This is a genomic window from Microbulbifer sp. ABF4_148 (assembly GCF_056158985.1).
Genome location: NZ_JBSWUI010000001.1, coordinates 2,913,229 through 2,934,234, shown reverse-complemented (window position 1 = coordinate 2,934,234; position 21,006 = coordinate 2,913,229). Strand labels below are relative to the sequence as shown.

17 protein-coding genes are annotated in these 21,006 nt (G+C 56.2%); 13 read left to right on the top strand and 4 right to left on the bottom strand.

Annotation, left to right across the window (positions count from 1 at the left end):
- Positions 1–154 precede the first annotated feature (154 nt).
- Entirely contained in the window at positions 155–3,685 is a 3,531-nt protein-coding gene (locus ACXAD0_RS12830) for an indolepyruvate ferredoxin oxidoreductase family protein (RefSeq protein WP_475088866.1), read from the top strand.
- 98 nt (positions 3,686–3,783) lie between these two features.
- Here ACXAD0_RS12830 and ACXAD0_RS12825 read toward each other — a convergent pair whose 3' ends face one another.
- Together ACXAD0_RS12825 and ACXAD0_RS12820 are read right to left on the bottom strand one after the other, a co-directional pair.
- Positions 3,784–4,473, bottom strand: a complete 690-nt coding sequence (locus ACXAD0_RS12825) for a ChrR family anti-sigma-E factor (protein ID WP_475088865.1) — start codon at positions 4,471–4,473, stop codon at positions 3,784–3,786.
- Positions 4,474–4,481: 8 nt separating this feature from the next.
- Positions 4,482–5,108, bottom strand: a complete 627-nt coding sequence (locus ACXAD0_RS12820) for a sigma-70 family RNA polymerase sigma factor (RefSeq protein WP_475088864.1) — start codon at positions 5,106–5,108, stop codon at positions 4,482–4,484.
- A 181-nt stretch (positions 5,109–5,289) separates the two neighbouring features.
- Here ACXAD0_RS12820 and ACXAD0_RS12815 point away from each other — a divergent pair, with 181 nt between their 5' ends.
- The 8 genes from ACXAD0_RS12815 to ACXAD0_RS12780 all read left to right on the top strand — a co-directional run bounded on the left by ACXAD0_RS12815 (position 5,290) and on the right by ACXAD0_RS12780 (position 11,723).
- A complete protein-coding gene (locus ACXAD0_RS12815) occupies positions 5,290–5,727 on the top strand; it encodes a nuclear transport factor 2 family protein (protein ID WP_475088863.1) in 438 nt (145 codons plus the stop codon).
- A complete protein-coding gene (locus ACXAD0_RS12810; protein WP_475088862.1) occupies positions 5,724–6,503 on the top strand; it encodes an SDR family NAD(P)-dependent oxidoreductase in 780 nt (259 codons plus the stop codon). The genes ACXAD0_RS12815 and ACXAD0_RS12810 overlap by 4 nt, the downstream gene beginning before the upstream one ends.
- A complete protein-coding gene (locus ACXAD0_RS12805; protein WP_475088861.1) occupies positions 6,503–7,801 on the top strand; it encodes an NAD(P)/FAD-dependent oxidoreductase in 1,299 nt (432 codons plus the stop codon). The genes ACXAD0_RS12810 and ACXAD0_RS12805 overlap by 1 nt, the downstream gene beginning before the upstream one ends.
- Before the next feature lies 1 nt (position 7,802).
- Positions 7,803–8,624 (top strand): DUF1365 domain-containing protein, encoded by an 822-nt coding sequence (locus tag ACXAD0_RS12800; protein WP_475088859.1) that lies wholly within the window; start codon positions 7,803–7,805, stop codon positions 8,622–8,624.
- The gene (locus ACXAD0_RS12795; RefSeq protein ID WP_475090387.1) at positions 8,624–9,886 is read left to right on the top strand and encodes a class I SAM-dependent methyltransferase; all 1,263 of its coding nucleotides are present in this window, start codon (positions 8,624–8,626) and stop codon (positions 9,884–9,886) included. Before ACXAD0_RS12800 ends, ACXAD0_RS12795 begins: the two co-directional genes overlap by 1 nt.
- A gap of 4 nt (positions 9,887–9,890) precedes the next feature.
- Positions 9,891–10,406: a DUF2878 domain-containing protein gene (locus tag ACXAD0_RS12790; RefSeq protein ID WP_475088858.1), complete on the top strand. Its 516-nt coding sequence runs from the start codon at positions 9,891–9,893 to the stop codon at positions 10,404–10,406.
- A complete protein-coding gene (locus ACXAD0_RS12785) occupies positions 10,399–11,124 on the top strand; it encodes a hypothetical protein (RefSeq protein ID WP_475088857.1) in 726 nt (241 codons plus the stop codon). Before ACXAD0_RS12790 ends, ACXAD0_RS12785 begins: the two co-directional genes overlap by 8 nt.
- A 212-nt stretch (positions 11,125–11,336) precedes the next feature.
- Positions 11,337–11,723 carry a glycine zipper family protein gene (locus ACXAD0_RS12780; protein ID WP_475088856.1) on the top strand — a complete coding sequence of 129 codons (387 nt, stop codon included), beginning with the start codon at positions 11,337–11,339 and terminating at the stop codon, positions 11,721–11,723.
- A gap of 265 nt (positions 11,724–11,988) precedes the next feature.
- Here ACXAD0_RS12780 and putA read toward each other — a convergent pair whose 3' ends face one another.
- Complete coding sequence (putA, locus tag ACXAD0_RS12775; protein ID WP_475088855.1) at positions 11,989–15,135, bottom strand: bifunctional proline dehydrogenase/L-glutamate gamma-semialdehyde dehydrogenase PutA; 3,147 nt, start codon at positions 15,133–15,135, stop codon at positions 11,989–11,991.
- Between the two features lie 138 nt (positions 15,136–15,273).
- On the opposite strand from putA, the gene ACXAD0_RS12770 reads away from it, so the two are divergent.
- The 3 genes from ACXAD0_RS12770 (at position 15,274) to ACXAD0_RS12760 (ending at position 17,997) form a co-directional block, all read left to right on the top strand.
- Positions 15,274–15,783 carry an Lrp/AsnC ligand binding domain-containing protein gene (locus ACXAD0_RS12770; protein ID WP_475088854.1) on the top strand — a complete coding sequence of 170 codons (510 nt, stop codon included), beginning with the start codon at positions 15,274–15,276 and terminating at the stop codon, positions 15,781–15,783.
- Positions 15,784–15,886: 103 nt separating this feature from the next.
- Positions 15,887–16,843: a DMT family transporter gene (locus ACXAD0_RS12765; protein ID WP_475088853.1), complete on the top strand. Its 957-nt coding sequence runs from the start codon at positions 15,887–15,889 to the stop codon at positions 16,841–16,843.
- A complete protein-coding gene (locus ACXAD0_RS12760; protein WP_475088852.1) occupies positions 16,840–17,997 on the top strand; it encodes an acyl-CoA dehydrogenase family protein in 1,158 nt (385 codons plus the stop codon). Before ACXAD0_RS12765 ends, ACXAD0_RS12760 begins: the two co-directional genes overlap by 4 nt.
- Positions 17,998–18,061: 64 nt before the next feature.
- On the opposite strand, the gene ACXAD0_RS12755 is transcribed toward ACXAD0_RS12760, so the two are convergent.
- Positions 18,062–19,906, bottom strand: a complete 1,845-nt coding sequence (locus tag ACXAD0_RS12755; protein WP_475088851.1) for an autotransporter outer membrane beta-barrel domain-containing protein — start codon at positions 19,904–19,906, stop codon at positions 18,062–18,064.
- Between the two features lie 269 nt (positions 19,907–20,175).
- Between ACXAD0_RS12755 and ACXAD0_RS12750 the strand changes: the two genes are divergently transcribed.
- Positions 20,176–20,985 carry a transporter gene (locus ACXAD0_RS12750; protein ID WP_475088849.1) on the top strand — a complete coding sequence of 270 codons (810 nt, stop codon included), beginning with the start codon at positions 20,176–20,178 and terminating at the stop codon, positions 20,983–20,985.
- Positions 20,986–21,006: the final 21 nt, after the last annotated feature.

Here is a 21,006-nt window from a genome sequence, read left to right as displayed (position 1 = left end):
ACTCCCCGGAATTCAGTGAATTGTTGCGGTGAGTATAGATTCTTTGGTGAGTTGTGCCCCTATTATGCCCTAGTCGAGCTTATTTTGGTATGACCTGCTTCTGCGGCCAGTGTTAATTTGATGGCCAACGCAATAATCATAAGCAGGTGCCCCGATGGCGATGGTAGAGAGCGATCAGGAGTTGGGATTCGACCGCGAGTATTCACTCGAAGCGGCCTTTACCCGTGATTCCGGTCGAGTATTTCTGACTGGTATCGATGCTCTGGTCAGGCTGCCGCTCATGCAAAAACAACTGGATGAGGCCGCCGGCCTGAATACGGCTGGCTTTATTTCCGGTTATCGTGGCTCTCCCCTCGGTGGTTATGATCAGGCGCTGTGGCGCCACAAATCCCTGCTCGCGCAACGCGACATTCACTTTGAGCCGGGCATTAATGAAGATCTGGGTGCGACGAACATCTGGGGAACCCAGCTACTCGATCACTATCGCCAGCAGGCAACGCGCGACGGTGTTTTCTCGATTTGGTATGGCAAGGGCCACGGTGTCGATCGCAGTGCAGACGTGTTTCGTCAGGCAAATGTTCAGGGTACGTCGCGTCTTGGTGGGGTGCTGGCGCTTTGCGGGGACGACCATACCGCTGAATCTTCTATGTTCTCGCACAATACCGATCAGATCTTTGAATCGGTCATGATGCCTTTGCTGTTTCCTGCTTCTATCGATGAATACCTGACACTTGGCCTGGCCGGCATCGCATTATCGCGCTTTTCCGGTTTGTGGGTAGGGTTCAAGACGATTACCGAGACGGTAGAGAGTGGCGCGTCTATTGTGGTGCCCGAGCTACCGCAGTTCTCTGCGCCAGCTGATTTCCCCATACCGGCGCACGGTTTGAATTACGACCCCAATCTCAACTGGCCGGCAGAGCGTCTGGAGTACGAGCGCCGGATGCTGGAGGAACGCTTGCCGGCGGCACAGGCATTTGCTTACGCCAATCGCCTGGATCGTGTTGTCGTAGGCTCCACCAAGAAGCGGTTGGGTATTGTCACGGTGGGTAAAGCCCACGGAGATTTGATGGAGGCTCTGCGTCTACTCGGTTTGAGTGAGCAGGATCTCGATCGAGCTGGAATCTCTGTTTACAAAGTAGCGATGAGCTGGCCGCTCGAGCCTCGCGGGATGAAAGAGTTTGCCCGTGGAATGGAAAGGTTGCTGGTGGTGGAAGAAAAGCGGCCGCTGGTTGAGGATCAGGTAAAGAATCTTTTGTATGGCTGGCCTGATCGTGAACGCCCATCGGTAGTGGGCAAGAAAGATCTGAGTGGCAACGATTTGTTACCCGCAGCGTGGGGTTTTGGACCCGATCACGTTGCCCGTGCAATCAGTCGCTGGCTGGCGGACACGGAGCTGGGTAGCGCTCTTGCCGCAGCGGCAGAGGGCCTGGGAGCCGGCATTCCCGCACGTGCCGCGGGCTTGCTCGCCCGCGAGCCCGTTTTTTGCGCCGGCTGTCCGCACAACACCTCAACCAAGCTCCCCGAGGGGAGTACCGGAAGCGCAGGTATCGGTTGCCATATCATGGCGTTGGGCAAAGGGCTGCGGACCGACACCTACTCGCATATGGGCGGAGAAGGTGCGCACTGGGTGGGCTTACATCGCTTTTCCAGCGCTGGGCATATTTTCCAGAATATGGGAGATGGTACTTACAATCACTCTGGCCTGTTGGCGATACGCCAGGCCGTTGCCAGTGGCGTCAACATTACCTACAAGATCTTGTTGAATGATGCGGTTGCAATGACAGGTGGGCAGCCCGCAGATGGCGAGGTCAATGCGCCCAGCCTGGCCGCGCAACTCTTTGCTGAAGGGGTGGGAGAGGTAATCCTGGTCACCGAACACCTGGAGCATTGGCAGCAAAATCGCGCAGAACTCCCTGCGCAGCTGGAAATTTTGCACCGTTCCGAGATGGACGCGGTGCAGCGGCGCTTGCGCGAAGTACCGGGCGTGACGGCCATTATTTATGAGCAAGTTTGCGCTGCTGAAAAGCGTCGCCGTCGCAAGAAGAAACAGATGGAAGACCCTGCCCACCGCCTGTTGATCAACCACCGGGTGTGTGAGGGGTGTGGCGACTGCAGTGTGCAATCCAGTTGTATTGCCGTTGAGCCCCTGGAAACCGAATACGGCCGCAAGCGCCAGATTAACCAGTCCAGTTGTAACAAGGACATGCGCTGCGCCGATGGGTTCTGCCCGAGTTTTGTCAGTGTTGAGGGCGGCGAGCTCAAAAAGCCGCCTGTAGTCTCTCTTGCCCAGGCTCTGGATGAAGCGATTGCCGATCTTCCCGCTGCTCCGGAAGCGCGCTTGGGCGATCCACTGGGTATCCTGGTGGCGGGGATTGGCGGCAGCGGTGTACTGACAGTGGCCGCGCTGCTGGGTATGGCGGCACATCTGGAACAAAAGGGCAGTACGACCCTGTACTTTACCGGGCTCTCGCAAAAAAATGGGGCGGTGGTTGCCCATGTCAAAGTGGCCTCCAGCGCAGAAGAGCTCACCACGGCAAGAATCCGCGATGGGTCTGCGGAGCTATTGCTCGGCTGCGATATGGTAACCGCAGCCGGCCAGCGCCCGAAGCTGGCAGAAGGACGAGTGAAATCCTTGGTGAATACCGCGGAAGTGCCAGTCGCCGCATTTATCCGCAATAACGAGTTGGCGTTTCCCGCGGGAGAAACCCAGGACAGTATTCGCGCGGTGAGTGGTGAGTACTTTGCCTTCGACGCAAACCGGTACGCGCAAGCGCTTTTTGGCGATACCGTTGCCAGCAATCTGATGATGATGGGTTATGCGTGCCAGCAAGGGTTGTTGCCCATTGGTGTCGCCGCGCTCGAGCGGGCAATTGAGCTCAATGGGGTCGCCGTGGCGAATAATCTGCGTGCCTTCCGTGCCGGACGCTTGCTGGTAGCCCGCCCAGAGGCCGTTGAGCAGTTGATTGCGCCGGTTCAAACCGTCCAGATTCAGGAAGCCCCCGAATCTCCAGAGGCTCTGATCGATCGGTTGGAACAGGAGCTGGTTGCGTACCAGAACAGCGCTTATGCGTCTTTATTTGGTGCGGCGATCCGAAAGCTGCACCAGGCAGAGGTTCAGCTAACCGGGCGTAAAGAAGCGCCGTTGACTCAGGTTGCGGCACAGGCTCTCTATAAAGCCATGGCATACAAAGATGAATATGAAGTGGCACGTTTATACAGTGGTGCCGATTTCAAGCGGCAACTGCAGGAGACGTTCACCGGGGACTACCGCCTGAGCTTCCATATGGCGCCGCCGTTGCTGGCGCGACCCGATGCGGCGGGTAAGGTGAAAAAAATCCGCATCGGTTCTTGGCTTGCACGACTGCTACCACTGTTGGCACGGGGCCGCGTGCTGCGTGGTACTGCGCTTGATGTGTTTGGTTACACCAGTGAACGCAAGGCAGAGCGACAATGGGCAAAGGCCGTTCGGTCTGTGGTCGTGATGGTGGCCGAGCAATTGCGCCACGACAATTATTCCCAGGCTCAGCAATTACTGGCGCTGCCTCTGAAAGTGCGTGGCTATGGTCACGTTCGGGCCGGGAAATTTGCCGATATTCACGAGGAGTGGCAGACGCTGCTCGACAGCTTCAGTCACGATCATGGTGCTCAGCCAGTGCGCGGGCTGGCGGTCAAGGATGCGGCTTGATCGGAGAGAAGATTGCGTTTCGGGGCGAGAAGGGGGTGGGCCCGAAGGTTGTACAGCGGAGTGGGAGTCCTGATTGGGACTCCCACCACGCGTGCTAATTAGGCCGGGCGAAAGGAAAGCAGTGGATTGATCAGCTTGCCGAGGAACCCGGTAATGGCGACCGGTGCCTCGACAACCGACAGGCACAGGCAGTCCTGGTCCTGGGTGGCAATCGGGCGATGTACATCGCCTGGTTCACGCATCAGGAAGTCCCCGCGGGCATAAACGCCTTCCGAGTCGGAAAAGCTCCCGTACAGCACGACGGTCACTTCGCAGCCTCTATGGTCGTGTTCAGCAACTTTTCCACCAGCACCGATTTTCTGGAAGGCCACTTCAAACTGATCCTGGCCAGTCTTCAGTCGGGCAGACTTCAGAGCAGGAGAGGCGCGGCGCCACTTGAGTGGACCGTTACCCGCAACAACCTTGCTCACGACTCGGGGGAGTGAAGCCATCATAGGGTCCCTGCGACAGGGGTCCACTTTTGCCGGCACCGTCTCAGAAGGTTCGAGCACGTTGGTGCTGGGGGCCTCATCGATTCGGGCCATGAGCTTGCCAAGAGCATCTTCATCTGTGGCCTGCGGTGCACAGTCCTCCAGCAAACCGCCACCAATCTGATTCATCTGATTGACGGCTGCACGGCACTGTGGGCACATTTGAATGTGCGCAGAAATCGCCAGACTAACGGCCCAGGGGGCAGTGCCTGCGGCGTATTCGAGTAAAAGGTTATGGTCTGGGTGGTGACGGATCATAATTGCACCTACCTGTTAATAATCGTTTGTAACTTCTTCAGGGCCAGCCGCACCCGCGATTTGACCGTGCCCAGGGGCAGGCCCAACTCCGCGGAGATTTCGCTATGCGACTTCCCCTCCATATAAGCCTTTTCAAGAACGTGGGCCTGTTCGGGGGGGAGGCTGCCCAATCCTGAGGCGATATCCAGCTGATTACGCCTCTGCTGCAGCATGACCAGTGGTTGGTCGTCGGAATCTTCATCCCAGATGTCGTCGACATCGACATCAGAATCGGTATCGTGTCTGCGGCTGTTGCGCCTCAGCATATCAATCCGGCAGTTTCGGATGATGGTATAGATCCACGTATTGGCGGACGCCTTGGAAGCGTCGAACGTCGGCGCCTTGCGCCAAACGCGGAACATGACTTCCTGTACCAGCTCGTCAGCGGCTTCCGGCGAGAAGGCTTGGGTACTGCGACTGTAGTGGAAGCCTTTGATTAATGGGGCGAAATGTCGAAACAGCTGTTCGAAGGCCGCGCGATCTCCATGATCACCCACCCGAACCAGCAATCTGCTCCAATCGTCATCGCGACTCTGGGGTGCCTGCACCTGAGCGCCTTCTGTGTATCTGCCTATGGAACGCACCATTTTATCCATGCTTTTGTCCTTGACCATCCTCTGTACGGGGTTATTTCCGGTTTGGATCACCAAAAGCTTGCTAGATCACTGATTTCGGGCCATTTTCTGAGGTGCGGGAGTTCAAAAAAGATCTGCTATGACTAATCCGGTCACGGAGGCCAATCGTAGACAGGCACATCAGTCACAATGGATAAGTACTATGCCCTCCCTGATCAAGGACCTGAAGGATTTCTACGCCGATTATCTGGCGGCAGATGTGTCCCGCCTGGATGACCTGTACTCTGGTGACACGCTGTTTCGTGACCCACTGCATGAAGTGCATGGTGTTGAAACGCTCCAGCGTTATTTTCTTTCGATGCGCGAAGGTCTGCTTTCCTGCACGTTTGTATTTGAAGATGAAGTGGTGAGTGACACCGGGGCCTGCCTGCCCTGGGAGATGCACTATGCGCACAAGCGTCTGGCATCCGGCAGGCCGCTGGTCCTGAGGGGGTGTAGCTTGTTGAAATACAACGAAAAAATTCACTTCCACGAAGATTTCTACGATGTGGGCGCCATGCTTTACGAGCAGGTTCCGCTGATGGGCGGTCTGGTCCGGGTCATCAAGAAGCGGGCTGCTCAGGCGGGAGAGGCGCCGTGAGTCGGGCAATCGAAGGGCTGAATATCTGGATCACGGGCGCCAGCTCCGGCATTGGGCGCGCGCTGGCGTTGCAGTTGGCGGAGGCGAACAACTTTGTCATTGCCAGCGCCCGCGGTATGGACAGCCTGTTGGAATTACAAAGCGCTCACCCCAAGAGAATTCGTATTTTGGCGTGTGACGTTGGCAACGATGCTGACATGGCGCGCGCGACGGAAGAGTTGGCCAGTCTGACCGATGAACTGGACCTCGTGATTGCTTGTGCAGGCACGTGTGAGTACGACGATGGGTTGAAGTTGAATAGTGCCAGTTACCGGCGTGTGTTCGATGCCAATTTCTTCGGGATGGTGAATACCTTGCGTATTGCCATGCCGCTGATGGTGACATCCAGAGAGCCCGTGTTTGTCGGTGTTGGCAGCCTGTCGTCTGTGGTTGGTTTTCCGCGTGCCGAAGCGTACGGGGCCTCCAAGGCGGCAGTCGCGTATTTTCTGGATGCGGTCCGCGCGGATCTATCGCGTACCAACCTGCGTGTGGTGCATGTGCGACCCGGTTTCATCAAGACGCCCCTGACAGATCGCAATGATTTCGACATGCCATTTCTGATGACACCGGAAGACGCAGCGAAGCGGATTGTGCAGGGGATAGTACGGGGATCTGCCGTGATCGACTTCCCGCGTCGCCTGAGCTGGCCCTTACGCTTTTTCGGCTTCTTCCGATCGATCTGGTTCGGAATTTGCGCACCAAAAATGACAAGAATACGATCGCTAAGGAAAAGTTAATGCGAATTGCAATTGTGGGGAGTGGTATCTCGGGCCTTACGGCTGCTTACCAGTTGAACAAGGATCATGATATTACGTTGTTCGAGGCTGATAGCAGGCTAGGGGGGCATACTGCCACCATCGACGTCGTCGAGGGGGATCGCAAGCTCGCGATTGACACGGGGTTTATTGTTTTCAACGACTGGACCTACCCGAATTTTATCCAGCTGATGGATGAGCTGGGTGTTGAGTCCAAGCCGACAGAGATGGGGTTTAGCGTCTGCTCTGATGTCGAAAACTTTGAGTATTCCGGCAGTGGATTGAATACTCTGTTTTCCCAGAGAAGAAATCTTTTCAGTCCAGGGCACTGGCGTATGTTGCGGGACATTGTTCGGTTTAACCGGGAGTCGGTTGAAGACTGGCGATCGGGGTTGATCGATGATCAGGTGTCGCTCGGGGATTACCTTGAGCAAAAGGGCTATTCCGACGAGTTCCGCAACCGCTACCTTGTACCGATGGGGTCTGCCATCTGGTCTGCCAGCATGTCACAGATGCTGTCGTTTTCCGTCAGCTTTTTCGTACGCTTTTTTCACAACCACGGCCTGCTGAACATTGTTAACCGCCCGCAATGGCGAGTGATCAAGGGCGGTTCTCGCGAGTATATCGCTCCCCTCACTGCGGCTTTCCAGGACAAAATTCAGCTGGGCATGCCGGTTGACAGTGTTCATCGGCATGCAAGCGGGGTAACCGTCAAAACCGGAGATGGAACCCAGCATGATTTTGATGCCATCGTCTTTGCCTGCCATTCCGATCAGGCCCTTGCCTGCCTGAAGGATGCGACTGATGAAGAGCAGGCAATTTTAGGTGCTATTCCCTATGCGCCCAACTCTGTGGTGCTGCACACTGACACCTCTCTGCTGCCCTCGCGGGAGCGTTCCTGGGCGAGTTGGAATTATCGTCTGCAGGCGACGGATAACAGTTTGCCGGTACTGACCTACAACATGAACATATTGCAGGGTATCGAAAGCGAGACAACCTACTGCGTCACGCTCAATTCGGATGGCCGCATCGATCCGGCCAAAATTATCGGGCGCTATGAATATGCGCATCCACAGTTCTCTGTGGCTGGTATGGAGGCACAGAAACAGTGGGCCCGAATCAATGGCAGTAAGCATACCTGGTTCTGCGGAGCCTACTGGGCAAATGGCTTCCATGAGGACGGGGTAACCAGCGCGCTGCGCGTCGCTGAGGCGATCGCCGCTGGTAATCGGGCCGACACCCAAACCGCGATCACGCATAAGAGCCTGGGTGCTGTATAACATGTACCCGGATAATTCGGTGGAGGCCGAACGACCCGAGGCGGGGGATCTTCAAAGCGGGATCTATCGCGGTTGGGTGCAGCATCGCCGTTTTGCCCCCAGGCAGCACAGTTTTCGTTACCGGGTTTTTATGATGTATCTGGATCTTGCCGAGGTGGGCAAGGTGCTGTCCCTGTCGAGATTCTGGTCTTGTGCCCGTTGGGCTCCAGCGAGTTTTCGTCGAGAAGACTTTTTTGGTGACCCCTCACTGGATCTGGATGAGGCGGTGCGTGCGCGTGTTGAACAGGAGCTCGGCGTGCGACCCTCGGGGCCGATCAGGTTGTTAGCCAATTTGCGCTATTTCGGTTATAACATGAACCCTATTAGCACCTATTACTGCTTTGATCGTGACGGCAATGACGTGGAGTGGGTGCTGCTGGACGTACACAATACACCATGGAACGAGCGATACAGCTATGTACTGGATTGCCGTGGGGGCGCGCCGCGTGTGCAGCACGGCCGTTTTGAAAAGGAATTTCACGTCTCGCCATTCATGCCAATGAATCAATCTTACCGCTGGCACGGTACTACGCCAGGCAAGTCGGTAACCGCTTTTCTAGAAAATACGCAGGAAGAGAGTGTCGTGTTTGACGCCTCCATGAACTTGCAGCGCGAGGAAATCTCGCGCGCCACTTTGAATCGAATTCTGATCCACTATCCATTGATGACCGTAAAAGTGATAGGCGCCATTTACTGGGAAGCCCTCAGGTTGTGGTGTAAGCGGGTGCCTTTTATCGGTCATCCAAAAAGTATTACGAGGGCTGACGAAGGACAACAATCGTGATGAATTCCGCAGAAGCACAGCAGGATGTATTGGCTGCACCTACCGAAAGTTCCTGGTTCCCGCGCATGGCCAAAAAATTGGTATTGGGAAAGCTGGCCGGTATTTCTAATGGCAGTCTTGTCGTTGAAGATGGGGCGGAGCAGTATCGATTTGGAGAGAGCGAAGAATCCGCTGCGTTGAAGGCGGTCATTCGGATTCATGATGAATCGACGTATGTTCAAGTGTTGCTGAATGGCACCGTCGGTTCCGGTGAAGCCTATATGGATGGGGCCTGGACGTCTCCAGACCTGGTTGCCGTGATTCAGCTGATGGTCAGTAATATGACATTGCTTGAAAACATGGATTCACGCTGGAGTTTCCTCCACGGCATGTTTATGAAAGCGTTGCATCGATTGAATGCGAACAGCAAGTCCGGCTCAAAACGTAACATCGCCGCGCATTACGATTTGGGTAATGATTTCTTCACCTTGTTCCTCGATCACACCATGCTGTATTCATCGGCGGTATTCCCGAGTGAACAAGCAACACTTGCTGAAGCCTCTGAAAACAAGCTGGCAAAAATCTGCGAGAAGTTGCAGCTGAGCAAGGACGATCATTTGCTTGAAATCGGTACGGGTTGGGGCGGCATGGCTGTTTACGCCGCGAAGCATTTTGGCTGCCGGGTTACCACGACCACGATTTCTCAAGAGCAATATGAATACGCGCGAGCCTGGGTGGCGAAAGAAGGTCTGGAAGATCGTGTGACCTTATTGTTGAAAGACTATCGTGATCTCGAAGGCCAGTTTGACAAGCTGGTATCGATCGAGATGATCGAAGCGGTGGGTCACAAATACTACAAAGACTATTTTGCGCAATGCAGCCGCTTGCTCAAGGAAGACGGCCTGATGGTGATTCAGGCGATCACCATTCAGGACCAACGCTACGACCGCTATCGCAAGCAGGTCGACTTTATCCAGCGCTATATTTTCCCTGGTGGCTGCCTGCCTTCCAACGAGGTGGTGGCTTCTCACATTTCCAAAAATACCGATATGCAAATTGTTGCCCTGGAGGATATTACCTTCCACTACGCACGGACTTTGAATGCGTGGCGTACTGCGTTCTTTGACAAGATCGACAGTGTGCGAGATCAGGGCTTTGACGAGCGGTTTATTCGCATGTGGGATTTCTACATGAGCTACTGCGAGGGTGGTTTCCTGGAGCGTGTGATCAGCACCGCTCAGTTTGTCTTCGCCAAGCCACGCTGTAAGGCCTTACCGGTATAAGACGATGTGGCGTATCGTTGCCAACGCCATATTGTTTGATATTGCCTGGCTGGTTTGTGTACTGGCCAGCAATGTCTGGATGGTGGGTGGCTTTACCCTCCTCAATCTTATTTTGCACCTTGGCTTTATTGCCGATCAACGCAGAGAGTGGCTGTGGGTGCTGGCGGTATCGTTGTTGGGTATTGCGCTGGATACCCTGTTGTTCCAGTTCGGGATGATGGAAAACCCGGATGGCTCTGGATTCCCACCCTTTTGGCTATGTTGTCTGTGGGTGAATTTTGCGATGGCCATACGCTATTGCTTTTCTTTTCTGCAGCGCAGTATCTGGCTCCCCGTTATTCTCGGAGCGGTTGCCGGGCCGTTCAGTTACTTCACAGGCGCCACCCTGAATGGCGGGGTCACCCTCGCTGTACCGCTTTTCGTGACACTTTTTGGCTTTGCCGTTATCTGGGGGTTGTTCTTGCCGCTGTTGGTGCGTATCGCCCAAGGGCCCATATTTTCAGGTCATAAGTATGCTTAGTCTGGCTTTGGTTTTGGCTGCGAGCGTCGGTGCTGTCCCGGAAGCGCGTTGTGGCTACGAGGGTGATTACGCGGCGATGGGTGTCGCTGTGGATCCGTCCACACAAGCGGTTGCCTACTGTGAGTACCATCTCCCTGGAGAGAATGGGCAGTCGAAAGTACTCTATTTTTCCCCGGCTGGGAGAAAGATCGCGGAAAAAAGATTGGTGCGCAAAGGCAGTTCCGACGGTTCAGCATTGCCCGAAGTTTATCAGTCCGATCTGCGCCACGGAGAACAGAGACAGGTTTACCGTGAAGGTGCGCAGTGGGCATTACGTTATCGTGCCGATAAAAACAGCCCGTGGAAGAGCCGAATGTTGGGTATAAACCGTGTCGACGTTATTGATGCCGGTTTCGACGACTACGTGCGCGCAAACTGGCAGGGCTTGTCCTCCGGTAAAGCGGTGACCTTTGAGTTCGCCTCTCCGGTGCATCGCCGCTCAGTCCGCCTACGGGCACAGCGGGAAGACTGCGGAGCAGGTGAAACTGGTGCTCGAGGCGAGAGCCGTCTCTGCCTGAAAGTAGATCTGTCGCAACCGCTCCTCAGAATGTTTGCGGGTGAATTGCGGCTGGTCTACGAGGCCAACAGCCAGCGCCTGATGATATTTGAGGGCGTGGTCAATCTGCTTGATGCGAGCGCTCGTGCGCAAAAACTGCGTATTTTCTATCGGTACCCCTAGCCCCTGTAAGCTTCCATCCCTTACGCGCCGGCATTTTTCTCCCCCCTCGCTGGCGCAAATCCAATCTTCCAGCTAAACCTTTAAGGAATATGGCGACATTTGTGGATCTAAACGCCACGGTGCGCCGGACGGTTGGCCGGTATCCCTTCATTGGTGCTGGCCTGGCAAGCAGCCTGTCGGGTTGCTGAAAAAGAGAGGTGTCGGCGATGTTGATGAAATCGCTTCCTGTAATTGCCCTTATAGGGTTGTTAAGCACCGGTTGCGTGACCCAGGAACAGGTGCCAGGCGCAGGGGGTGTCGTAATCGATACCTATGGCGTCAATATGAGCCAGTATCGCGTCGATCTCTCCGAATGCCGCGGCATCGCCTCTGTGGCCAGAAATGATGCGGGACGCCGCGGAGTGACACGTGCAGCGGGCGGTGCGCTGCTTGGCGGTGCACTCGGCGCGATCGTCGGTGATAGCAGTAGCGCGGCAGCGGCAGGGGCCGGGGCGGGCGCGCTTATCGGCGGTGTCGGCGGTGTGACCAGTGCGCACGCCGAAGAGGGCTATGTCGTCCGAAATTGTCTGCGCGGTCGCGGATATCGTGTTTTAAATTGATCTTTTCGCCGACACGGCGGTCAAAGCTACCAACTCCTCCTGTTGATATTCGGCAATCTCACAGGACTTGGCTTAAGCCGGGCAAGCAGCCCGGCTTTTTTTTGCTCTGCGTTTTGTGTCGATCCTTCGCGCGTTGCACACTTTCGTTGAGAAGCACGCCAATCGAAACGTGCCACCTCGTCAGATTTCCAATGGCACGGCCAATTCGCAGTGAATAAAAAAGCGGCCAAAGGCCGCTTTTTCAGGGAATGCGCAAGTATCTGTATTACTGCCCCAATGTAAACAATTGCGTATTGCCGCCGGTGGCTACGGTGTTGACCGTTTTGGTCTTTTCTTCAGCAAACCGGAACAGGTAGTGCGGACCGCCGGCTTTGGGTCCGGTACCAGAAAGTCCCTGGCCACCGAACGGGTTGACCCCAACAACAGCGCCGACCATATCGCGGTTTACATAGCAGTTGCCGACATTGACCCGCTTGAACACGGCGCCGGCGCGGCCCTCGATACGCGAGTGCAAGCCGAAGGTAAGGCCGTAACCGGTGGCATTGATGCGTCGAATTACGTCTTCCAGTTCGCCGGCCTTAAAGCGCACGACGTGCAGGAACGGGCCGAACACTTCGCGCTTGAGGATTGAGAAATCCTCGATTTCCACCACCTGGGGGCCGAAGAAGGTGCCACGCGCGGGCAATTTTTCCGGGGCAAAGCCAAACAGTGGTTTGGCCTCGGTCTGCATGCGCTGGCGATGCGCTTCCAGCGTAGTGCGCGCTTTATCATCGATTACCGGACCAATATCCGTTTCGAGCAGCGCGGGATCGCCAACGGTGAGTTCTTCACAGGCACCACGCAACATCGACAGCAGGTTGTCGGCAATCACATCCTGCACGCAGAGAATACGCAGGGCGGAACAACGCTGGCCTGCGCTCAGGAAGGCGGACTGGATTACGTCATCTACCACCTGCTCGGGAAGTGCGGTTGAGTCGACGATCATGACGTTCTGTCCACCGGTTTCCGCAATCAGCGGGGTGATCGGGCCTTCTTTCATGGCCAGTTGCTGGTTGATCAGACGGGCAGTTTCGGTAGATCCGGTGAATACGACGCCCGAGAGACGGGGGTCTTCAATCAGAGGTTTACCGACCGCAGCGCCGGTGCCTGTGATCAGGTGCAAAACCTGTTGCGGTACGCCGGCTTCATGCATGAGCGCGACAGCGCGCGCCGCAATCAAAGGCGTTTGCTCAGCAGGTTTTGCCAGTACGGCATTGCCCGCCGCCAGTGCGGCAACGACCTGGCCGGTGAAGATTGCGAGAGGGAAGTTCCATGGGCTGATGGCTACGAAGACGCCGCGGCCCTCAAGGTACAGCTGGTTACTCTCCCCTGTGGGTCCGGGCAGCGTTTGTGGTTCGCTGAAATGCTTGCGTGCACCATTGCCATAGTAGCGACAAAAATCGACGGCTTCCCGTACTTCACTGATGCCGTCATTGAGAGTGCGACCCGCTTCCGCGCAAATCAGCGCGGTCAGCTCATTCATATGGATTTCGTACAAATCGGCAATGCGATCGAGGATTCTCCCGCGCGCCTCACCGCCGAGGCGATTCCAGGCGATCTGGGCTTCGGTTGCGGCGGCATAGGCAGTATCAATCTGATGCTTGTCGCTATTCGCCGTATGTCCCACCAGCTCGCCACTTGCGGGGTTGTAGACCGGTTCGTTCGCGTCACCCATGACGCCGCTGATAATGGGTCCGCCTTTGAATTGCGTGCCGCTGGCCGTTTCCACAGTTTCCATCAGTGGGGTAAGCGCGAGTGGGTCGGTCAGCTCGATACCGTGGGAATTCTTGCGTGGCAGCGCTTCGTGTCCGAGGTAAATGTCCCGTGGCACGGGGATCTGAGGATGTCGGAACGGTTTGCACTGCTCACTCTGGCTGATGGTGTCCTGCACCAGCTCTTCAATCGGCGTCTGCTCGTCCATAAAACGGTTGACGAAGGAGCTGTTGGCGCCGTTTTCCAGCAGGCGTCGCACCAGGTAGGGGAGCAGGTCTTTGTGTGCGCCGACAGGGGCGTAAACACGCACGGGTACGCGGCGACCGTGCACCGCCTCGACCTGCGCGTAGAGCAGGTGGCCCATGCCGTGCAGGCGCTGGAACTCGTAGTCGCCGGTATCGCCGGCCAGTTCCAGGATCAGGCCGACCGTGTAGGCATTGTGGGTGGCGAACTGCGGATAAATCGCGTCGCGTGCTTCCAGCAGTTTTTTTGCGCAGACCTGGTACGACAGGTCAGTGTGGCATTTGCGCGTGTAGACCGGGTAATCATCCAGGCCCATTTGCTGCGCGTGTTTGATTTCTGAATCCCAGTAGGCACCTTTAACCAGGCGTACCATGAGTTTGCGGCCGGTGTCGCGGCCCAGCGCGATCAGCCAGTCGGCGACGTGCGGCGCACGTTTCTGGTAGGCCTGCAGTACAAAGCCCAGCCCCTGCCAGGCAGTCAGTTCCGGATCGCGGGCGAGGGCTTCAAAAATATCGAGGGAAATATCCAGTCGATCCGCTTCTTCGGCATCGATGTTCAGACCCATGTCGTACTTGGCTGCGGCCAGACACAGAGCTTTCACCTGCGGCAGCAGTTCGTTCATCACGCGTTCGCGTTGCAGCACAGTGTAGCGGGGGTGCAGGGCAGACAGCTTGATGGAAATGCCATTGGCTTCCACCACGTCCCGCTTGTCATTGTCCTTGCCAATCTTCTCGATGGCCATCATGTACGCATCGAAATAGCGGTTGGCATCGGCCATGGTGCGCGCACCTTCACCGAGCATATCGAAGGAGAAGCGGGTTCCGGGCTGGTTCTCTGCCGGACCGCGCTTGAGGGCTTCCTCAATGGTGCGCCCGAGCACGTACTGGCCGCCCATGATCTTCATGGCCTGCATCATGGAGGTCCGCACCATCGGCTCTCCCATGCGGCTGACCATGCGCTTCATCCAGTTGGAGGGCTTCTCGGTGATATCCGGATCCAGCTCCACGATATTGCCGGTGAGCATCAGGCCCCAGGTGGAGGCGTTGACGAACAGTGAGTCGGACTGACCGCGGTGGCTGGACCAGTCACCGGAATGTACCTTTTCCGCAATCAGTTTGTCGGCAGTATCGGCATCAGGTACCCGCAACAGGGATTCTGCCAGGCACATCAGCGCAACGCCTTCCTTATTGGACAGGCCGAATTGCTGCAGAAAGGCATCCAGGGTGCCGCGCTTGCTGCGCTGCTGGCGAGAGTGGGCGACCAGCTCCCGTGCGGTGTGCAGGATTTTCTTGCGGAGTGTGTCATCGGGACGCGGCGCGGCGAGCAGCTCGGTGACGCATTGGTTTTCGTCGGCGTGCAGGTACTGTCGTGCCTGTTCCCGCGCGTTCTGCAGGTCTCCGGCGAATGATGTTGGCATGCTAACTCCAGATTCTAAAATCGCTTCAGGATAAAAATCGGATTATGTGGGAAAATCCTCAGAATTAATCGCCATTCTTGCGTTGAGTGTGGTTAAATATAGTGCTTATTCGCTTGATCACTAGTAGGGTATGTTGCTATGAGTCGACAACTGGAAGATCTGGACCGCATTGACCGCCAGATTCTGCGTATCCTGCAGCGCGCCGGACGCCTGCCCAACGTCGAGCTGGCCCGCCGCGTAAATTTGAGTCCCACTCCCTGTCTGGAACGCGTAAAAAGGCTGGAGCGTGAGGGATTCATTCAGGACTACGTTGCGCTTCTGGATCCTCTTAAAGTGCATGCCGGCCTGGTCGTCTATATCCAGGTGAATCTTGCGGACACCGCGACGGAGGCGCTGGAAGCTTTCAACAAGCATGTCTCCAGCCTCGAAGAGGTGCAGGAGTGTCACATGGTTGCCGGTGGTTTCGACTACCTGATCAAGATTCGTATCAAGGATATGCTGGGTTATCGGCGCTTCCTGGGTGAAAAACTGGCGTCGATGCCGGGGGTCCGCGAAACCCATACCTACGTGGTGATCGAAGAAGTCAAAACCGATACCGCGGTAGCGGTGCCGGATCCGGAACCCAAAACCAAGCCCGGCAAACGCTAATTGCGTCTGGTTTTGACCGGGCCTGTTCAGACGGGTCAGGTCGAACGCTTCTTCGCTCTCGAAGTAGCTTAGCTGCTGATGTCTGATTGAGTAGATCATTGCGATGGCTGTAAATACTCCCCATGACAATCGTCGCGCATACCTTCTCGCGCTTGCGGCCGTGCTCTGCTGGTCAACGGTGGCCAGTGCTTTTAAGTTATCGTTGCAATTTCTGACGCCACTGCAACTGGTGACGATCTCCTCGGTAGTGTCGACGTTACTGATTGGTGGCATCGTCACCGCACAGGATCGCTGGGGTGAGGTTGGAGCCCGCTGGCGGAAAGACTACCGTTGGTTCTTGCTGCTGGGATTGTTCAATCCCTTTCTCTATTACCTGGTTTTGTTCAGCGCCTATGATCTGCTCCCGGCGCAACAGGCGCTTGCCCTGAATTACACCTGGGGTGTGGTGCTTGCATTGCTGTCAGTGCCGGTACTAGGCCAGAAATTGCGTCGACGCGACATACTGGCAGGTCTACTGTGTTATGCGGGCGTGCTGGTGATTGTTACTCAAGGCCAGCTTGCCGGCTTTGAAGTGAGTTCGCCGCTCGGGGTAGGGCTCGCGTTGATGAGTACCCTTATCTGGGCTTGTTACTGGTTGCTCAATACCCGCATACCCTCTGCCGGTGCCGTGAATCTATTGCTGTGCTTTTTGTGCGGGTTGCCCTGGCTGCTACTGGTGACGGTGCTGGCAGGCGATTGGAGTAATCCACCCATCGAAGGTTGGTTGGGTGCAATTTATGTCGGTCTGTTTGAAATGGGGATTGCCTTTTTGCTCTGGCAGGGTGCCCTGAAGGCCTGCGATAACACGGCCCGAATCAGTAATCTCGTTTATCTTTCACCCCCGCTTTCCCTGTTACTGGTTGCGGTACTCGTCGGCGAAAAGATCCATTTGTCCACGCTCGTGGGTATTAGCTTTATTCTGGTCGGCGTGGGCTTTCAGCAAAGCCCGCTGCGCGAATGGGCGCAGCGAGCCAATCGAAAATTCTTACAACAAATAAAACGTTCTCAAGGTGATGCATGAACTTCTCTCTCAGTGATGAACAGCAGATGATCCAGGACGCCGCGCGCCAGTTCGCGGAGCAGGAACTAAAGCCCGTTGCCGCGGAGTTGGACCATAGTGGCAATCGCCCGTTACTGCTGGAAAAACTCAGTCAGTTGGCGGAGCTCGGGTTTATGGGAATCAATGTGGATCCCGAATTCGGCGGCACTGGTGCGGGTACCGTGGCGTTCAGTCTGGCGATTGCCGAACTTGCGCGCGGTTGTGCCTCCACGGCCACTACCTGCTCGGTAACGAATATGGTCGCGGAAGTTATTCAGGCCGTGGGTAATGACGCGCAAAAAGCCAAATACCTGCCCAAAATCTGTTCCGGTGAATATGCCGCGGGGTCGTTTTGCCTGACCGAGCCTGGTTCCGGCTCTGATGCGGCGGCCATGCGCACACGAGCGCGAAAAGACGGTGACGAGTATGTGCTGGACGGCAGCAAGTTGTTTATCAGCAGTGCGGAGTTCGCCGGTGTGTTTGTGGTCTGGGCGGTAACTGACAGCGAGGCGCCAAAAGGCAAGGGTATCTCTTGTTTCCTCGTGGATGCAGGAACCCCCGGCCTGATTATCGGCAAGGCGGAAGAGAAAATGGGGCAGAAGGCCTCCGTCACCAATGAAGTCGCGTTCGACAACTGTCGGGTCCCTGCCGGTAATATGCTCGGCGAAGAAAACCGTGGTTTCCGCATTGCGGCGGGTGAGCTCGCCGGCGGGCGTATCGGCATTGGATCGCTGGCGCTGGGGATCGGGCTCGAGGCGCTGGATTGTGCGCGCGCTTACCTGCAGGAGCGCGAGCAGTTCGGCAAGCCCCTGGCACAATTCCAGGGCTTGCAGTGGCAACTTGCCGACCGCTACACCGAGATGGAAGCGGCGCGCCTGTTGCTACTGCAGGCGGCGTGGCAAAAAGATGCGGGGCAGGCGTTTGGTCCGGCGGCCTCGATGGCCAAGCTCTTTGCCAGCGAAAAAGCGAATGACGCTTGCTACACCGCGCTGCAAATGCATGGTGGGGTAGGCTACACGCGGGAGTACCCGTTGGAGCGCATGTCCCGGGATGTGCGGATTACCACGATCTACGAGGGGACCAGCGAAATCCAGCGGCTGATTATTGCCCGTCACTTGCTGGATGGGGTGCGCTGAAGCTCGTCACAAAGAAGGCTGCACCCTGAGCGAAAGGCGTCCGTTCTCAGGGCGCAGCTTCCCGTTAAAACGAATGGGAAATAAACAGTTTCCCTTCCCAGACTTCTAGCCCGCCGGTGTCCAGAGCTTCCTGTGAAAGTTCAAACTCAATCATGGTTTGCGCACTGGGCACCCAGCGCGCACCAGCTCTAAGGAACGCGGAGGACGATGCCGAGTCCACGGTCTGCAGGGCGCCACCAAAAATCCTGCCGTCGTTGACCCTGTCCATTTCCAGGCGAATGCCGCCTTCCACAAACGGAATCATGTAGCCAGTGTCGAATCGGATAACTCTGTCTACTTCTAGTGCGGTTTTCATAAAGCCTACATCTTCATTGTTGTCTTCAAACCGCAGGTTGATGGTCTGTTGAAACGCCATGCCGCGCAAGTAGATGTCTTCGTTGTCGAAGTCAGAATACACAAAGTAGACGCTGGGGCGCAGGCGCCAGTCATTGAGTGCGTACCGGCCTTCCAGTCCAATATCGCCCACCCACTCATGGGTTTCACTGCCACCATGGAGCGTCAGGATGGAAGTGTCCGCATCCGTATAGCGATACCCTAGAGTTGCATTCAGGGCAACGTGTGGGCCGAGGCGATAGCCAAGGTAGGGGCCAATGGTGTATCGGTCCGCTTGCGTGCGCCAGTCTCCATTGAACCACTCGCTATCGTATCGCGCCGCGGCAACGTAACCGCCGATCACAAGGTTGTCGGTAACTTTCCTGTCTAGGCCAAGGGTCAACCGTGTTTCATCCGCGTCGAGGTCCCGTCCTGCGCGTCGATCACGAATCTCATAGTGGTCGATTTCCATCCAGGAATCCCAATTTGTTTCCTGTGCGGTGGCAAAGGGCAGGGTGCTCGATTCGCGTCCCGGCGTAATGGGTACAAGTCCCTGTTGCCGGTTGACCTGATTGGCCGGTGCGCGGTACCAGCGAGGTTGATGGTTACCCGGGCAATAGACTTCGCCGCCACGATAGGTGGCGGAAACATGTCGGCCATCTTGCGGATTCACGCAAACGACCCAGAGTGCATTGGCGCCGGCGATGGCTTGGCGACGTGTACCTGGCGGATTGACTTCTGTCGCGGTTTCTCCAGAGCCATCTCCCCCACCAAAGCCGCCGCCGGAACCGCCCTCGCCACCGTCGCCACCACCGTACCCACCGCCGGCGCCTCCAGAGCCTCCAGAGCCCCCGCCGTCCGGATTAATAATCCATATGGGGGGCTGAGGTTCTACCGGTACTTCCGGGGTAATCCCGGTCGGCGGGAGAGTTCCTATCGGTGGTGTCACCCCAATCGGTACTTCTGGGGTAATCCCGGTCGGTGGGAGAGTTCCTATCGGCGGTGTCACCCCAATCGGTATTTCTGGCGTGATGCCGGTGGGCGGAAGCGTGCCAATCGGCGGCGTTACACCGATTGGCAGTTCGGGGGTGATACCTGTAGGAGGCAAGGTCGCAATAGGAGGGACCGGTTTTACCAGGGGCGGTAAGGTGATATCTGGCGGAATAGTGATCCCGCCTTGTTGATTCTGGGTATCCAGCAGGCAGTCCCTGTTGCCGGAAACATCAAACAGCCGATGAGTCCCACCATTGCCCTGGGACACAACTGGTGATTTGGATATACGCAGGCCTGGCGCGCTCTTGCTCCACTGATCCACACGCTGCTGCCCCTGGGCAGCCTCCAATGCGAACTGACCCGCTGAGGTCTGGGATAGCCATACCGATGCGCTCTCATCGGATGTGACGCCGACAAAGGTGAGCGTGCCAGTCGCATTACAATTGGCTGCGAAAGCGGAAGAGGACTGGAAGGCCGCCAGTGTCAGGCCAACAGCGACTGAGAGTTTCTGAAATTGATGGCACGAATTCTGGAATGCTTCCATGGGCCGACCAACCTCCTGTCGACTACTTGCCCTGAATCCCGACTTTAAAGTGGCGGGTCACTGTATTCATAGTGGTCGGAGCGTTAGTGCATCGCAAGTGCATCAGTCTTAGAGGTCGACTGGAGTCGTAGAAAAACACCACTGGAAGGATCAGTACGCCTTTTTTAGTGGGTACAAATGTTTAGCCGCCGTAGAGTGAAATCACCTGCCAAAGAGTGACAAGCGACTTCTAGAATTTTTCTATTTGGTGTGCTGCCTGGAAGTGGTGTATGGGTCGCATTCAAATGCTTCGCGCATTTCTCATATTTTGCCTTTCGTCGACACTGGCGGCGAAGTTGGCAGCTTCGGACGCCGATCTGGCCCAGGAGCTGGCCAATCCGATCGCCAATCTGATCAGCTTTCCATTACAAAGCAATTTCGAACGGGATGTCGGCCCGGTTGAGGGTGGACGTCGTTATCTCCTGAATGTTCAGCCGGTGATTCCGATTGAGCTGAATGAAAACTGGAATCTCATCACCCGCACGATCATCCCGGTGGTTAACCAGGAAGATATTTTTCCTAGTAGCCGCGATCAGACTGGCTTAGGTGACACGGTACAAAGCCTTTTCTTTTCGCCTTCCAAGCCGACTGACAATGGCGTGACCTGGGGAGTGGGGCCGGTGTTCTTGTTGCCGACCGGCACCGAGCCGCTACTCGGCGCGGAGAAATGGGGCGCCGGGCCGACAGCCGTGGTGTTGCAACAAAAAGGTGGCTGGACTCGCGGCGGGCTGGTGAATCACATCTGGTCTTTCGCGGGGTCAGACAGCAGGGACGACATCAGCCTCACTTTTATTCAGCCATTCATTACCTATACCACCCCCTCTGCCTGGAGCTTTACGTTTACGGCAGAAAACACCTATGACTGGAAAAGCGACCAGTGGACGATTCCACCCGGTTTTTTCATTGCCAAAGTTTTTGAAGTGGGTAAGCAGAAATATCAGATCCAGGCTGGCCCCCGGTATTTTGCCGATAGCGGCTTTTCCGGGGCGAATGGTTGGGGGTTCCGCCTGAACTTTGTCCTGTTGTTCCCGAAAGGTTGAGCGCAGACGATGACGCCAAGA

What these genes read in the sequence shown, in the direction of transcription:
- ACXAD0_RS12830 (WP_475088866.1), top strand. Translation starts at nt 155, where the DNA reads ATGGCGATGGTAGAGAGCGATCAGGAGTTGGGATTCGACCGCGAGTAT.
- ACXAD0_RS12825 (WP_475088865.1), bottom strand. Translation starts at nt 4,473, where the DNA reads ATGATCCGTCACCACCCAGACCATAACCTTTTACTCGAATACGCCGCA.
- ACXAD0_RS12820 (WP_475088864.1), bottom strand. Translation starts at nt 5,108, where the DNA reads ATGGATAAAATGGTGCGTTCCATAGGCAGATACACAGAAGGCGCTCAG.
- ACXAD0_RS12815 (WP_475088863.1), top strand. Translation starts at nt 5,290, where the DNA reads ATGCCCTCCCTGATCAAGGACCTGAAGGATTTCTACGCCGATTATCTG.
- ACXAD0_RS12805 (WP_475088861.1), top strand. Translation starts at nt 6,503, where the DNA reads ATGCGAATTGCAATTGTGGGGAGTGGTATCTCGGGCCTTACGGCTGCT.
- ACXAD0_RS12800 (WP_475088859.1), top strand. Translation starts at nt 7,803, where the DNA reads ATGTACCCGGATAATTCGGTGGAGGCCGAACGACCCGAGGCGGGGGAT.
- ACXAD0_RS12795 (WP_475090387.1), top strand. Translation starts at nt 8,624, where the DNA reads ATGAATTCCGCAGAAGCACAGCAGGATGTATTGGCTGCACCTACCGAA.
- ACXAD0_RS12790 (WP_475088858.1), top strand. Translation starts at nt 9,891, where the DNA reads ATGTGGCGTATCGTTGCCAACGCCATATTGTTTGATATTGCCTGGCTG.
- ACXAD0_RS12785 (WP_475088857.1), top strand. Translation starts at nt 10,399, where the DNA reads ATGCTTAGTCTGGCTTTGGTTTTGGCTGCGAGCGTCGGTGCTGTCCCG.
- ACXAD0_RS12780 (WP_475088856.1), top strand. Translation starts at nt 11,337, where the DNA reads ATGAAATCGCTTCCTGTAATTGCCCTTATAGGGTTGTTAAGCACCGGT.
- putA (WP_475088855.1), bottom strand. Translation starts at nt 15,135, where the DNA reads ATGCCAACATCATTCGCCGGAGACCTGCAGAACGCGCGGGAACAGGCA.
- ACXAD0_RS12770 (WP_475088854.1), top strand. Translation starts at nt 15,274, where the DNA reads ATGAGTCGACAACTGGAAGATCTGGACCGCATTGACCGCCAGATTCTG.
- ACXAD0_RS12765 (WP_475088853.1), top strand. Translation starts at nt 15,887, where the DNA reads ATGGCTGTAAATACTCCCCATGACAATCGTCGCGCATACCTTCTCGCG.
- ACXAD0_RS12760 (WP_475088852.1), top strand. Translation starts at nt 16,840, where the DNA reads ATGAACTTCTCTCTCAGTGATGAACAGCAGATGATCCAGGACGCCGCG.
- ACXAD0_RS12755 (WP_475088851.1), bottom strand. Translation starts at nt 19,906, where the DNA reads ATGGAAGCATTCCAGAATTCGTGCCATCAATTTCAGAAACTCTCAGTC.
- ACXAD0_RS12750 (WP_475088849.1), top strand. Translation starts at nt 20,176, where the DNA reads ATGGGTCGCATTCAAATGCTTCGCGCATTTCTCATATTTTGCCTTTCG.